Source organism: Acetobacterium sp. (genome assembly GCF_041752335.1).
Taxonomy (GTDB): domain Bacteria; phylum Bacillota; class Clostridia; order Eubacteriales; family Eubacteriaceae; genus Acetobacterium.
Map to the genome: position 1 here is coordinate 1 of NZ_JBGSHG010000112.1, position 13,070 is coordinate 13,070.

The window sequence follows — 13,070 nt, forward strand, 5'->3', positions numbered from 1 at the left end:
TAGCAAGATAAATTACGCATCCTCTTTACTCCTTTTCGTATTTTGATTACAGTCTAACATTTTTTTAAAAAGAATTCAATCCCAAAACGTAGTTTAAGGGTTTAATGAAGGATTTATAAACGAAACCTGTTCTTCTGACGGCTCGTAGACCTTCAGCTTTTCCTTAATCGGCTTGCTGTAGCTGTTGGACAGGCCAAAGGACTGGCGCAGGGGATTGAGTCTGCCGTAGAGCTCGTCCTTATATTCTTTGGGAGCACCGCCTTTTTTGTACAGGTTCCACAGGGTGTCATACTTTTCGGGATAGTTGGTTTTAATAAAGTCAAAAAATGCTGGTTTGGTGGCTCCGCGCAGATATAGAGCGCCAGGCAGCACATAATCGATACCGGCATCCTGGCCGGCGGCAAACAAGGCGGTCAGGGTTTCGGAATCATCAGTCAGGGTGGGAATAATCGGCATCAGATGGTGACCGATGGAGGCATTGGTTTTTCTGAACTGCTTAAGCATCGCAAAGCGATCCTGACCAGATACTGCGCTGGGCTCGATTTTTTTTCGTATCGCTTCATCTAAAGTCGTCACCGTGGCCGCCACATTGATATAGGTAATTCGGGACAATTCGTCAATCAGGTCATAATCCCGGAGCACCAGATCCGACTTGGTGGAGATAATCGCCGGTGTCTTGTATTTGATCAGCAGCTTTAACACTTCCGGCATCAGCTGATACTGGGCTTCCGCCGGCTGATAGCTGTCCGTGACACCGCCAATATTGACAATTTCCCGTTTCCAGTTCGGTGAGGAGAGCTGCTTTTCCAGAACTTCGACAATATTTGTCTTGACCGAAATATTGGTCGCAAAATCAGAAAGACCGGTAAAACCATGGGTTCCCATCGCATAGCAGTAACGACAAGCATGGCTGCAGCCCCGATAAATATTTAAATCCCAGCCATAGGGGATTTTTCGCTTCAACTCATGCAGGGCGGTCGTACAGGTGATCGGGTGATACTCAGGCATATCGGCCTCCTTATGATTTCTTTATCATTATTAAGTATATGTCATAAAAGTTTAGGGTGTCCACAAGAATTTGTGGTAAAATTATTTACTGTTTGGCATTGAATCTCTGGATAAAAATACAGATGTTTAAAATAAAGGGTAATAAATAAAAAAGACCACACAAGGGGGCAACAGACATGAGCAATCATAACGGAAGAAAAGTAGGCGCTGTCATTATTATATCGATGCTCATTATTCTGCTGATAACAGCCGGGGCATATCTGGCACTGGAAGATCTGGTTGGAAGCATGGATATCCAGTCATTTTTCAATAATACTGAAGCTCAGCAAAATGAAGAAATCGCTGCAAGTCAGCAGCAGGCCTTTGATGGCTATGCCTTTCTTGAGGAAAATGAAAAGCAGGCCTATGCCCGAGTGGTTGGAATGCTGACGGATTTTGATACTGCAGTAAAGGTCAGTGGGGTCAACACTGAAGAAATCGAGCGAGTCCTGGCAGCCATTGATTACGACTATCCGGAAATATTCTGGGCCGGCGAATTTTCTTATTATTTTGACGAAGGCGACCAGAAAGTCAGCAAGGTGATGGTCGAGTATCCGTACGACGAAGTCGAGAAAGATCGCCGGCAGGCCGAAATTGAGGCGGCCTTTCAGGAATACAATAGGGGCATAAAAATTGGCATGAGCGACTATGAAAAAGTCAGATATGCCTACGAATATGTGATAAAAAACACAGTCTATCAGGAAGATCTCCAGGATGATCAGAACATTTACAGTGTTTTCGGGAAAAAAGGCTCGGTCTGTGCCGGATATTCCAAAGCCATACAATATCTGTTAAAACGAACTGGGATTGAGTGTTCTTATGTGGCGGGTGAGGCCATCGGCCAGGGCGCCCATGCCTGGAATATTGTCCGGGTTGACGGGGAATATTATTATCTGGATGCCACCTGGGGGGAATTTAACATCGAAGATAACAGCGAGCCGGAAAAGAGCATCTTCTATGACTATTTCTGTGTTACCACAGCAGAACTTTTAAAATCACATCAACCGGATCAAAGCTTGATTGAATATCCGGAATTTACTGCCACGGCGGCCAATTATTTCGTCAAAGAAAATAAGCTCTATGATCTGAACAAACAAAGTGAGGCGAATCGCTTTGTCGGAGATCTGGAAGCAGCGCTGAATTCGGGCGAAAAATATTTTCATTATGCCATAACTGATGCCGAGAACATCAGCGTCGCCGAAGATCTGATGGATGATATTTTAGGTTCCTACTACTGGTTCTCCAGTGAGGATAGTTTGTCGAATACGATTGAGCTATATTAGAATAAAAATAAGAAGTTGAATGCCAAGAATCCCCATTCTGAAAGATCAGAATGGGGATTCTGTTATTCCATCGCAATCAGATGAACGCCATGAACGCCGTCTAACGCTTCCAGCATCGCCATCAATTCATCAATGGTTAAGACCAGATCTTTGCCGTCCAGGGTCACAATTACAATGGCGGCCTGGTTAATGGGGATATCCTGATGAATGGTGATAATGCTGGTCTGGTGATCCCGGAGAATATTCAAAATATTGGAAAGAATTCCGGGCTGGTCATCCAGTTTAAACGAAAGGGTGAACTTCCGACCATAGTTTTCCGAAGGGGTAAAGATGTAGTCCTTATATTTATAATAGGTGCTGCGGCTGATACCGACCTTTTTGACCGCATCACTCACCGATTTGCACTGGGAGGACTCCATTAAGATCCTGGCTTCCACCACCTTGGAATAATAATCGGGCAGAATTTTTTTATTAACAATCAGATAATCTTTAATCATCGGACTAACCTCCTAAAATCTGGACACCGGTATTATCGGGAACCAGAGGAATAATCTGCCAGCCCGGGGCTTTTTCCGCTAAATAGACAAGCATGTCCGGCAGAAAACTGTCGTTAGTCACTGAATTAATAGCCAGGATCGTGGGGCCGGCACCGCTGATGCAGGTGTTGAGGCACCCCATTTCCCGGGCTTTTTTGGTAATGACATCGTAGTGAGCAATCAGTTTTTTACGATAGGGCTGGTGCAGACGGTCCTTCATGCAAAGCTTTAAAATGTCCTCAGAACCGTTGGCCAGGGCCAGGTAGGTCATGGTCGCCCGGGGCAGATTATGGGTGGCATCGCCAAAGCTGATTTTTTTAGGCAAAACCTGGCGGGCATCGGATGTTGATAAGGGAAAGTCCGGTACCAGGGCATAAAACTCATAATTGGGGTGGACCTGGCTTTTGATATGGACGTTTTTGCCGTGTTCGTTCATCGACACCACCAGACCGCCGAAAATGGCCGGGGCGACGTTGTCCGGATGGCCTTCCAGTTCCACGGCAATGTCAAACAGTTCCTCCGTTGACAAGGGCGAACCAATCAGGGCATTGGCACCAAAAAGCCCCCCGACGATACAGGTGGCCGAACTGCCAAGACCCCGGCTGATGGGGATATCCACATCGGTGTGAATATAAAGCCCCTTGGGGTGGTAGCCAACTTTTTTAAAAACCTTCTGCATCGAACGGTAAACCAGATTGGTATCGCTTTGATACTTCCGCTCAACCCCCCGGATCGTCAGCTTGCCGTCATTTTTTTCTTCAAAGCTGAAGGTATTATAAATCGACAGTGCCAGGCCAAAGGCATCAAACCCCGGGCCGATGTTGGCACTGGTTCCCGGCACCCGAACCTTAATCATTTTGTTCCACCTGATCTTTTAAAAAAGCAAGAACGGCCTGGGACATTTCGGTTTTATCACATTGACCCTGATGCTGATTGGCTTTTTTGTCCAGATCTTTTAATGGCAGGGGAATGGTAGTGCCGGTTTTTTCAGCCAGAACCGTTAAAAGCTCATAATCGTTACACTTACAGTCCCCGAAAATGCTTTCATAAACCGAACGGCCAAACTTATAAGGGCTGGCGGTGGAGACAATCACGGTTTTGGTGGCATCGCCGGTTTCGCTTAGATAGTCTTCGTAAACCTTGTTGGCAACGGCCGTGTGGGGATCCATCAGATAATGGCTGTCATCAAAAATGGCTTTAATGGCTTGAGCGGTTTCGGCTTCGTCGGCAGTACCGGCATAGAAAAGACCGGTTTTTTCCATCAGGGTTTTAGAGGCCTGATAAGCACCCTGATTTTTAAGCTGCGCCATCAGATCACTGACGGCATCGGGATCGGCGCCGGAGACATCGTAAAGCAGCCGTTCCAGGTTGCTGGAAATCAGAATGTCCATCGAAGGGGAAGAAGTCTTATAAAAGTTCCGGTTGCGATCATAGTGGCCGGTCGTAAAAAAGTCGGTCAAAACTTTGTTGGCGTTGGATGCACAGATTAGCTTATTAATTGGTAATCCCAACAGTGAGGCGTAGTAACCGGCCAGGATGTTGCCGAAATTTCCGGTCGGGACGACAAAATTTATTTTTTCATCGGGTTGGATTTCGCCCCGCTTAAGCAGTTCATAGTAACTATAAAAATAATAAACAACCTGAGGCAGCAGTCGACCGATATTAATGGAATTGGCCGAGGAAAAGATCACGTTGGCTTTAGCCAGTTCGGCCGCCAATTGAGGATCGTTGAGGATCACTTTAACGCCATTCTGGGTATCATCAAAATTGCCATCGATTCCCACCACACAGGTGTTCTTACCGGTCTGCGTCAGCATCTGTTTTTCCTGAACGGTGCTGACGCCATCCTTGGGATAAAAGACAATAATGCTGATGTCCGGAACATTGGCAAAACCTTCCAGGGCCGCCTTGCCGGTATCCCCGGAGGTGGCGGTTAAGATCATAATTTTCTGCTGGTTATTGACGTTTTTCATGGACTCTACCATCAGATATGGTAAAATAGTTAGAGCCATATCTTTAAAGGCGCAGGTTGGCCCATGAAAGAGTTCCAGAAAATATCGGTCTTTGACCTTTTTTAGAGCGACCGGTTCTTGTTCTTCAAATTTACCGGAGTAATAGGCGCCCTGGATCGAATCATCAATTTGTTTGGCACTGAAATCATCGAGAAAAGCCGAAAAGATAGCATTGGCCATCTCACCGTAGTTTTTTCCGATGAATTGCGTTGGGTCTAAATTTATATTATCAATAAAGTTGGGGACAAAGAGTCCACCATCCGGGGCCAATCCTTGCAGGATGCCCTGGGATGCGGTAACGTTGATGTCTTTGGATCGCGTGCTGTTATAGCCTTTTTTCATGTAAATCCTCCAAAAAATTATGGTGTGCCGGGAAAAATCTTCAAAAATTCTTCTCGGGAGGGTATTGAATAACCCCTAGCTATATGATAGAATGTTTTCACTGAAAAAACAAGTGTTTTTAGAATAAATACATATACGAGGTGAATTTTATTGAATATCGCACTTTTAGGCTTTGGAACGATTGGTTCTGGGGTCTATGAACTCATCAATTTAAATAAAGGTAAGTTTGCTGGTAATTTTACCGATGTGGAGTCCCGAAAATCAAGCCCGGTCATAACCAAAGTGCTGGAACGGGATGCGTCCAAGGATCTGGGCGATACTGTCGGAAAAATTGTGACCCACCCCAGTGAGATACTGGAAGACGAAAGTATTGGTCTGGTGATTGCCCTGATGGGTGGCATGGACTTTGAATATGAAATGATCAAAGAATGTCTTCGGGCGGGAAAACATGTCGTTACCGCCAATAAGGCCGTCATCTCCGAGTACTTTCAGGAATTGCTGACACTGGCCGAAGAAAATGGCGTGGTGTTGCGTTACGAGGCTTCTGTCGGGGGCGGGATTCCGATCATCGGCAGTTTGAAAGAAGAAATGAAAATCAATCGGGTTACTGAAATTAAGGGGATTCTTAACGGAACCACCAACTTCATCCTGTCGAAAATGACGGAAGAAGGGGCAGATTTCGGCGATACTCTGGCGCTGGCTCAATCCATCGGTTTTGCTGAAGCTGATCCCACCGCGGACGTTGAAGGTTACGATGTATCCCGCAAGCTCTCGATTCTCTCATCGATGGCTTATGAAAGCATTATCCGCGATGAAGATGTTTATAAACGGGGAATCACCGATATTCGCGCTGCCGATATTGAGATGATCGGATCGATGGGTTACGTGGTCAAATATCTCGGACATTCCATTCTTCAAGAAAAAAATGTCTATACCACGGTGGAACCGGTGTTGTTTAAAGAAGCCTCGATTATGAGTAATGTCAACAGCGAGTTCAATATTATCTCCATCACCGGGGATATCATCGGCGAGCTGCAGTTTTATGGAAAAGGCGCTGGAAAAGACGCCACCGCCAATGCCGTCGTCGGCGATGTGCTTTATATCCTCAATATTGTCGGCGAACAGACTTTGCCCAAGCCGCTGCGGCTTAACCGTCAGCTCAATAAAATGGGCACTGAAGTATTCAAAGGCAAATATTATTTAAGAGCAAATCTTAATAATAAAGAAATGCTCGATCAGGTGTTGACGGCAGTGGAAACGGTGGCCGCCCGAAAAACCGTTATTGTTAATGCTAATCAGGTGTATGTGGTGACAAATGCCATTGCGGCTGATAATTTTAACAAGATGACAGAAAAATTGAAGGAAACGGTGCCTGAATGTTTTTATGCCCGTATCTACGAATAAGGAAAGAGTGACTGAGGTAAATGCAAGATCTAATCGTACAGAAATATGGCGGCTCCAGTGTCGCCAATGTTGAAAGAATTAAGCGGGTTGCTGGTCGGATTATTGAGACCAAGGAAAAAGGAAAAAAGGTCGTGGTGGTGGTATCGGCCATGGGCGATACCACTGATGATCTAATTGATCTAGCGCAAAAGATTAATGAACACCCACCCCATCGCGAAATGGATATGCTGCTGGCCACCGGCGAGCAGGTTTCGATATCGTTGCTGGCCATGGCGATTCAGTCGCTGGGCCATGATGTGGTGAGTTTAACTGGTGCCCAGTGCGGAATTGTTACATCCAACGTTCATAAACGGGCCCGGATTAATGATATTCATACCCACCGGATTGAAAAGGAACTGGCTGCCGGAAAGATTGTCATCGTCGCCGGTTTTCAGGGCATCAATGAGAATAAGGATATTACCACCCTTGGCCGCGGCGGTTCTGACACTTCAGCGGTGGCTGTGGCGGCGGCATTAAAGGCTGAGCTGTGTGAAATCTATACCGATGTTGATGGGGTGTACACCGCCGATCCCCGGATTGTCGAAGCGGCTTCAAAAATCGAGGAAATCTCCTACGAAGAGGTTTTGGAAATGGCCAGCACCGGGGCCAAGGTATTGCATCCCCGGTCAGTGGAAATGGCCGAAAAATTCAAGGTGCCACTGGTGGTACGATCAAGCTATAATTACAATGAAGGAACCATTATTAAGGAGGACGTTATTATGGAAAAAGTATTAGTTCGAGGGGTATCTCTTGATGAAAATATCGCAAAAATATCAATCTTTGAAGTGCCGGATCAACCGGGGATTGCCTTTCGATTGTTCAGTGCTCTGGCAAAATCCAACATTCATGTGGATATGATTGTCCAGAATGTCAACCGGACATCAGTTAATGATATTTCGTTCACCATTGATGTGGATGAACTGCAGGAAGCGGTATCCGTGGCCCAGAAATTTGCCTTTGAGGTTAATGCCCAAAAAGTCGAATATGATCAGGGAGTTGCCAAACTTTCCGTGATCGGTACCGGGATCGTGGCCAATGCCGAAATTGCCTCCAAGTTCTTTGAAGCGCTGTTTGAACTGGGCATCAACATCCAGACCATCAGCACCTCGGAAATCAAGATTTCCTGTCTGATTGACAAGGAACGTGGCAAAGAAGCAATGGTCCACATTCATAAAAAATTTGATATGTAAAAAGCAAAAGCTCTGGAATCGTTGGTAATCAACGGTTCCAGAGCTTTTAATTTTTGGTAATTGCGTTTTAGCCATTAGCTATTTTATTTATTTTGTTTGTTATGATCGATCGTGTCATTTATATTTCCAGCGATGTCTTCTTTCAGGTCATTGGCTTTATCACCGGCTTCTGTTGCCTTTCCTTCCAGGTCGCCCTTTTTAGACTGAATTTTGCCCTTTAATTCCAATTCTTCGTTACTCGTTACTTTTCCAACCGTTTCCTTGACACCACCGACGAGCTTGTCTTTGGTTGATTCAACTTTACCTTTTGTATTTGTCATCATGAAACCTGCTTTCTAAAACTTTATTTGGTACAAAGCTACATCAGTATTTATTCTTAGAGCTACGATTCGTAATTGTATTATTCAATCACCGTTTATTAAACAGTTTGTATAGCTGAAAAATGAATTTAAATTTTTGCAACATTGTATTTATATAATGTTTACCCGTTATAGTGCTCTTTAAACATAAATCATTATTGATCGAGTAAATAGGCCGTTTAGAGGCGTCGGTTTGTTAATATCAAAATTAAAAAGTTGGAGATTTTTGAGTTATATTGTTTATTTTAAGGAATGAAGAGGATAATGTGAAAGTAAGATATAATAAAAAATAAATTTGCAACAAGTAGTGTGTTAGACAAGCAAAATTTGCGTCTGGTGTAGCTAACGGTCATCCGTGTAGCTGCAAAACAAAAAATAACGCTTAAGATAAGACGTTACAGTAAGTTTTGTGCCTTGAGTGAAACGAAGGAATGTTTATAAACATGAAAATTAAAGGTAAGAAATTGTTGATCAGAGAACTTTGTTCATTTGGCGACTATGTTGAAGGTTTTCGGCTGAAAGATGGTTGGATTAAAGGGAAAAAGTTCGAGGATGAAAAAGTTATCGCCGAGGGTGTTTTTTTTAATGGTCTGCTGTCCGGGCAGGGTAAATATTATCATAAAAATGGTGAGATTCGATTCAAAGGAAATTTAAAAGGTTATATGGAATTTGCCGGTTTTGGAAAAGAATACTATGAAAATGGCAATGTGAAGTATGAAGGTGAATATAGTTGCAGTGTATGGAATGGAGAAGGAAAATATTACGACGAAGCCGGTGAGTTGCTGTACGAAGGGGTGTTTGAAAATGGAGCACCTGCTCAATAATGATTTATGTGCAATATTATGTAAAAATTTTGAAGTGAGAATATCTGAGATTAGAAAGAAATTTCAATCAGCAAATTTGATATCGTGTATTTAATAAAAAATCCCTGAAACGCTATAAACGGTTTCAGGGATTTTTTATTAGAAAATTTAACGCACTACCCCCGTTGCCTGATTCTGGGACTAAAACAGTACCAGAATCAGGAATAATTTCAGACAACCCCTGTTCATGATCGGGCAAGGAAAAATTTGGTCAGATTAGGGTAAACCAACGGCAACAAAATCAAGATACCACAGGAGCTCCTCGTTAATTTAATCGTCAGTGCTTGGAATAATTGAGAAGTCTGGGGATTTGTATGGATATTTATGAGCAAATCAGATATACTGCAATTATTGGAACAAACGAATAAGCCCTGTCAATAGGAGGCGAGATGAAGGAAAATGTGTTGGTTTTGGAAATGCTTCTCAAAAACAAGATGATTACCCGACAGAACATAGCGGAAAGGATTGATGAAGCAGATCGATCAGGAAAATCGATTTTAGATTTATTGTTAAAGGATCGGATTGTTACCCAGGGAGATTTAGTGCGGGTTATTAATAATGAACGGGGGTTTGAACTTTATAACCCCCGCAAGGATGTGCTGGACCCCCGGGTTTTACCTTTGTTTTCCAAAGAACAGGCCAAAAAGCATCTGGTTTTTCCCTTGAACCAGGAGGATGAAGATCAGTTGACGGTGCTTATGGCAGACCCCACCCATGAAGAAACCCTGCGAAGTGTAAAGCGAATCGCTGATAAACGGCTGAAAATATTAGTCGCTGAAAAGGACTGTATTCAGGACTTGATTGGTAAACACTATCATCAAAAATATGCCAATCACGAAAGCACAGACTTAAATAAATCGGGGGAAAGCAAAGAAACTACCCCGGAGTCGACCATCATCACCCTTGTTGATGAACTGATTGAAGAAGGTGTTTCCCAGGGTGCCAGTGATATTCATGTGGAAGCCTTTCCCCAAAAAATTCAGGTGCGATTTCGGATTGATGGTGTTTTAAAACCCGTCGGGCTGCTAAATAAAGAAGCTTGGAAGGGTGTGATTACCCGGCTGAAAATACTTGCGGGCTGCGATATTGCTGAACAGCGTCATCCCCAGGATGGCGCTTTCACGACATCCCATGAGCATCGGCAAATCGACGTGCGCTTATCCATTATTCCGACTATTCACGGAGAAAAGATTGTCCTGCGCTTGCTGGATGAAAAAAAATTCCTTATTTCTGTTGATGATCTGGGTTTTTCGGATGAACAGAAATATTTATTGAAGGAAATGTTGGAGGCACCCCATGGAATGCTGCTGGTCTGTGGCCCCACCGGAAGTGGTAAATCGACCACCTTGTACAGCCTGCTTAATGGGATGGATCCTCGAAGCCAGAATATTATCACCATCGAAGATCCGGTAGAGTTTCAAATGGAAGATATCAACCAGATTCAGGTGAATGAAAAAACTGGTCTTAATTTTGCCAATGGTCTTCGGGCCATTTTGAGACAGGACCCCAATGTAATTATGGTTGGCGAAATCCGGGATGAAGATACGGCTGAAATTGCTACCAGAGCCGCCATCACCGGTCATTTGGTGTTATCCACCATTCATACCAATAATGCCATTGCGTCGATCAATCGTCTGATGGATATGAAGATCCCCTTATACCTGCTATCGGCAGCCCTCAGAGGAGTGATTTCTCAAAAGTTGATCAAACGTTTATGTCCAAACTGCCGGAAAAAAGCGCTGGCAAGCGAAGCCGAAAAAAGGCTGCTGGGCATTACCGATCAGGACATCGAGCTTTGCTACCCGGTAGGCTGTTCCCTCTGCCATGGTACCGGCTATCAAGGGCGAATTGCGGTACAGGAAGTGCTTAAAATTACCAGAAGGATTCGGGAGGCCATCGGTAAAGGTGAGGACTATGATGCGATTCGAAAAGTAGCCATTGAAGAGGGCCTAAAGCCCATTGAAGAATCGCTCAAACGGCATCTCCTGTTAGGGAATACATCGATTTCCCAGGGATTGGAGATTTTAGCCTTCGAAAATGAATGGCATCGTTAGGGTGGGATGATGGATAAACAGTTTAGTTATAAAGCCAAAGACCAGCGTGGGGAGACCATCACGGGAACGGTAATTGGTCAAACCCGGCGCGAAGCAGCCCAGGTTCTGCAGACCCAAAATCTAATTGTGCTGGAAATCAGTGAAAAAAAGAAGTCTGCAGAATTTTTAAAAAAAGAGTTCAAGGTTCGGATCCGTTCGGTAACTGGTGAGGCCTTCAGCCGCTTCTGCCGACAGTTCCATATCATGTTAAATGCTGGAATTCCGATTTTAAAATGTTTGGAGCTCATCAGTGATGAAACAGAAAATAGCGGATTTGCTCAAGATATATTTGGGGTCGGCCGCCGCATCCAATCCGGGGAGAGCCTCTCCCAGGCGATGATGGTTTATCCTAAATCATTTCCGTCATTATTTGTTTTTATGGTGGAAGCCGCAGAAATGAGTGGAAATCTCAATGAGATTCTTTTAAAAATGGCAATGCATTATGAAACAGAAGTTAAAAATCGACGTCAGTTCCAGCAGACCCTTTTCTATCCGATGATCCTGAGCATTGTTTTTGTCCTGGTATTGATCTTTTTAATCACCACGGTGCTACCGAGCTTTGTTGATATGTTTGCGGTAATGGATGCAGAACTACCAGGGCCAACCCGGTTTTTGATGAAACTAAGTCAAGAGTTGAGGGCCGAGTGGCCGATTATCCTATTGACCCTGACCGGGCTGGCAGCAGGGGTTTCTTTTTTGAAGGGAATCGACTCGGTAGCAAACTTGAAGGACCGGATGAAAATAAAACTCCCGTTAATCGGAACGTTGAATCACAAAAGCTGTCTGGCTAGATTGGCTACAACCTTGGGAATGCTTATGGAAAGTGGTGTTGATCTGCTGATGGCACTAAATCGTTTGGAGGGAGTTACCGATAATCGCTATATCAAAAACGAGTTGATTCAGCTCAGGGAAAAGGTTGCCACCGGAAAAAGTCTGAGCCAGGGAATGACGGAAAGTGATGCATTTCCCAGTCTTTTTTGTCAACTGGTCGCCATTGGAGAAGTCTCCGGATCCCTGCCGAAAGTGCTGGAAACATTGAATCTTGTCTACGCAGATGAGGTCCGCACGCGAATCCAATTGCTGAATACGTCGCTGGAGCCGCTTATTCTGCTTGTTTTCGGAGGACTGGTGCTTTTCATTCTGGCCGCGATTATGCTGCCGGTATTTGACATATATTCGGCGTACTCTAGTATGTAGTTAAATAATAGGTTTTTAAAATGAGTTTGAGGAGATGAATATGACTAAAAAAGCAGGAAAAAGCTTTGCATCAGGAATTGATTTTTACAAGTTGTTTTGGGTATTTATGATCGGGTGCTTTTTGGGCGTGGTGGTGGAAACGCTGTTTTGTCTGGTGACCCATGGTTACATTGAAAGTCGACAAGGGGTTATTTATGGGCCGTTTAATCCTGTTTACGGATTCGGAGCGGTGTTGATGACCCTTGTGCTGCACCCGATTTCCCATCGAAAATGGTATATTATTTTTGCGTTAGGGATGGTTCTGGGCGGTGGCTTTGAATTTGTGAGCAGCTATGTTCAGCAGTTCACTACTGGCACCGTGTCCTGGCAGTATCACCAGATGCCTTTTAACCTGGGTGGACGAACCAGTTTGCGTTATTCTTTTTACTGGGGCGCTTTAAGTCTGCTCTGGGTGAAGGAGATCTATCCGTTGATGTCAAAACTGATTGAAAAAATACCCCGACGATTTGGGGTGCCGCTCACCTGGGTGCTGGTCATTTTTATGATTTTTAATATGACCATTTCGGCTTTGGCGGTAAATCGATGGAATGAGCGAACCCAGGGAATTTCAACAAGCGGCGGCTTTGAGGAATTTTTAGATAAGGTTTATCCGGACGATTTCATGGATAAGGTCTATCCGAATATGGTTCATGTGGGGCATTAATG

The 13,070-nt window shown here is 44.3% G+C and carries 12 protein-coding genes; 7 read left to right on the forward strand and 5 right to left on the reverse strand.

All coding sequences use genetic code 11. From position 1 onward, the window contains the following. Positions 1 to 93: 93 nt before the first annotated feature. Positions 94 to 1,008: a radical SAM protein gene (locus ACEW8F_RS13545; protein ID WP_373483999.1), complete on the reverse strand. Its 915-nt coding sequence runs from the start codon at positions 1,006 to 1,008 to the stop codon at positions 94 to 96. Between the two features lie 176 nt (positions 1,009 to 1,184). On the opposite strand from ACEW8F_RS13545, the gene ACEW8F_RS13550 reads away from it, so the two are divergent. After that, a complete protein-coding gene (locus tag ACEW8F_RS13550) occupies positions 1,185 to 2,330 on the forward strand; it encodes a transglutaminase domain-containing protein (protein ID WP_373484000.1) in 1,146 nt (381 codons plus the stop codon). A 62-nt stretch (positions 2,331 to 2,392) separates the two neighbouring features. On the opposite strand, the gene ACEW8F_RS13555 is transcribed toward ACEW8F_RS13550, so the two are convergent. Genes ACEW8F_RS13555 through thrC form a run of 3 tightly spaced genes read right to left on the reverse strand, consistent with a single transcriptional unit; the run spans position 2,393 to position 5,220 of the window. Beyond that, positions 2,393 to 2,827, reverse strand: a complete 435-nt coding sequence (locus ACEW8F_RS13555) for an ACT domain-containing protein (RefSeq protein WP_026393465.1) — start codon at positions 2,825 to 2,827, stop codon at positions 2,393 to 2,395. A 4-nt stretch (positions 2,828 to 2,831) separates the two neighbouring features. Further along, positions 2,832 to 3,722 carry a homoserine kinase gene (gene thrB, locus ACEW8F_RS13560; protein ID WP_373484001.1) on the reverse strand — a complete coding sequence of 297 codons (891 nt, stop codon included), beginning with the start codon at positions 3,720 to 3,722 and terminating at the stop codon, positions 2,832 to 2,834. Further along, the gene (gene thrC / locus ACEW8F_RS13565; protein ID WP_373484002.1) at positions 3,715 to 5,220 is read right to left on the reverse strand and encodes a threonine synthase; all 1,506 of its coding nucleotides are present in this window, start codon (positions 5,218 to 5,220) and stop codon (positions 3,715 to 3,717) included. The genes thrB and thrC overlap by 8 nt, the downstream gene beginning before the upstream one ends. A gap of 150 nt (positions 5,221 to 5,370) precedes the next feature. Here thrC and ACEW8F_RS13570 point away from each other — a divergent pair, with 150 nt between their 5' ends. Both ACEW8F_RS13570 and ACEW8F_RS13575 read left to right on the forward strand, forming a co-directional pair. Next, entirely contained in the window at positions 5,371 to 6,624 is a 1,254-nt protein-coding gene (locus ACEW8F_RS13570) for a homoserine dehydrogenase (protein ID WP_373484003.1), read from the forward strand. 20 nt (positions 6,625 to 6,644) lie between these two features. Then, a complete protein-coding gene (locus ACEW8F_RS13575; RefSeq protein WP_373484004.1) occupies positions 6,645 to 7,853 on the forward strand; it encodes an aspartate kinase in 1,209 nt (402 codons plus the stop codon). 83 nt (positions 7,854 to 7,936) lie between these two features. On the opposite strand, the gene ACEW8F_RS13580 is transcribed toward ACEW8F_RS13575, so the two are convergent. Beyond that, positions 7,937 to 8,176, reverse strand: coding sequence for a hypothetical protein (locus ACEW8F_RS13580; RefSeq protein WP_373484005.1), 240 nt, complete (start codon positions 8,174 to 8,176; stop codon positions 7,937 to 7,939). 479 nt (positions 8,177 to 8,655) lie between these two features. Between ACEW8F_RS13580 and ACEW8F_RS13585 the strand changes: the two genes are divergently transcribed. From ACEW8F_RS13585 to ACEW8F_RS13600, 4 genes are all read left to right on the forward strand, one after another. Beyond that, on the forward strand, positions 8,656 to 9,036 hold the full coding sequence (locus ACEW8F_RS13585; RefSeq protein WP_373484006.1) for a toxin-antitoxin system YwqK family antitoxin: 381 nt from the start codon (positions 8,656 to 8,658) through the stop codon (positions 9,034 to 9,036). 428 nt (positions 9,037 to 9,464) lie between these two features. After that, a complete protein-coding gene (locus ACEW8F_RS13590) occupies positions 9,465 to 11,129 on the forward strand; it encodes a GspE/PulE family protein (protein WP_373484007.1) in 1,665 nt (554 codons plus the stop codon). A gap of 9 nt (positions 11,130 to 11,138) precedes the next feature. After that, complete coding sequence (locus tag ACEW8F_RS13595; protein WP_373484008.1) at positions 11,139 to 12,365, forward strand: type II secretion system F family protein; 1,227 nt, start codon at positions 11,139 to 11,141, stop codon at positions 12,363 to 12,365. Positions 12,366 to 12,405: 40 nt separating this feature from the next. After that, positions 12,406 to 13,068 (forward strand): putative ABC transporter permease, encoded by a 663-nt coding sequence (locus ACEW8F_RS13600; protein WP_373484009.1) that lies wholly within the window; start codon positions 12,406 to 12,408, stop codon positions 13,066 to 13,068. Positions 13,069 to 13,070: the final 2 nt, after the last annotated feature.

What these genes read in the sequence shown, in the direction of transcription:
- ACEW8F_RS13545 (WP_373483999.1), bottom strand. Translation starts at nt 1,008, where the DNA reads ATGCCTGAGTATCACCCGATCACCTGTACGACCGCCCTGCATGAGTTG.
- ACEW8F_RS13550 (WP_373484000.1), top strand. Translation starts at nt 1,185, where the DNA reads ATGAGCAATCATAACGGAAGAAAAGTAGGCGCTGTCATTATTATATCG.
- ACEW8F_RS13555 (WP_026393465.1), bottom strand. Translation starts at nt 2,827, where the DNA reads ATGATTAAAGATTATCTGATTGTTAATAAAAAAATTCTGCCCGATTAT.
- thrB (WP_373484001.1), bottom strand. Translation starts at nt 3,722, where the DNA reads ATGATTAAGGTTCGGGTGCCGGGAACCAGTGCCAACATCGGCCCGGGG.
- thrC (WP_373484002.1), bottom strand. Translation starts at nt 5,220, where the DNA reads ATGAAAAAAGGCTATAACAGCACGCGATCCAAAGACATCAACGTTACC.
- ACEW8F_RS13575 (WP_373484004.1), top strand. Translation starts at nt 6,645, where the DNA reads ATGCAAGATCTAATCGTACAGAAATATGGCGGCTCCAGTGTCGCCAAT.
- ACEW8F_RS13580 (WP_373484005.1), bottom strand. Translation starts at nt 8,176, where the DNA reads ATGATGACAAATACAAAAGGTAAAGTTGAATCAACCAAAGACAAGCTC.
- ACEW8F_RS13585 (WP_373484006.1), top strand. Translation starts at nt 8,656, where the DNA reads ATGAAAATTAAAGGTAAGAAATTGTTGATCAGAGAACTTTGTTCATTT.
- ACEW8F_RS13590 (WP_373484007.1), top strand. Translation starts at nt 9,465, where the DNA reads ATGAAGGAAAATGTGTTGGTTTTGGAAATGCTTCTCAAAAACAAGATG.
- ACEW8F_RS13595 (WP_373484008.1), top strand. Translation starts at nt 11,139, where the DNA reads ATGGATAAACAGTTTAGTTATAAAGCCAAAGACCAGCGTGGGGAGACC.
- ACEW8F_RS13600 (WP_373484009.1), top strand. Translation starts at nt 12,406, where the DNA reads ATGACTAAAAAAGCAGGAAAAAGCTTTGCATCAGGAATTGATTTTTAC.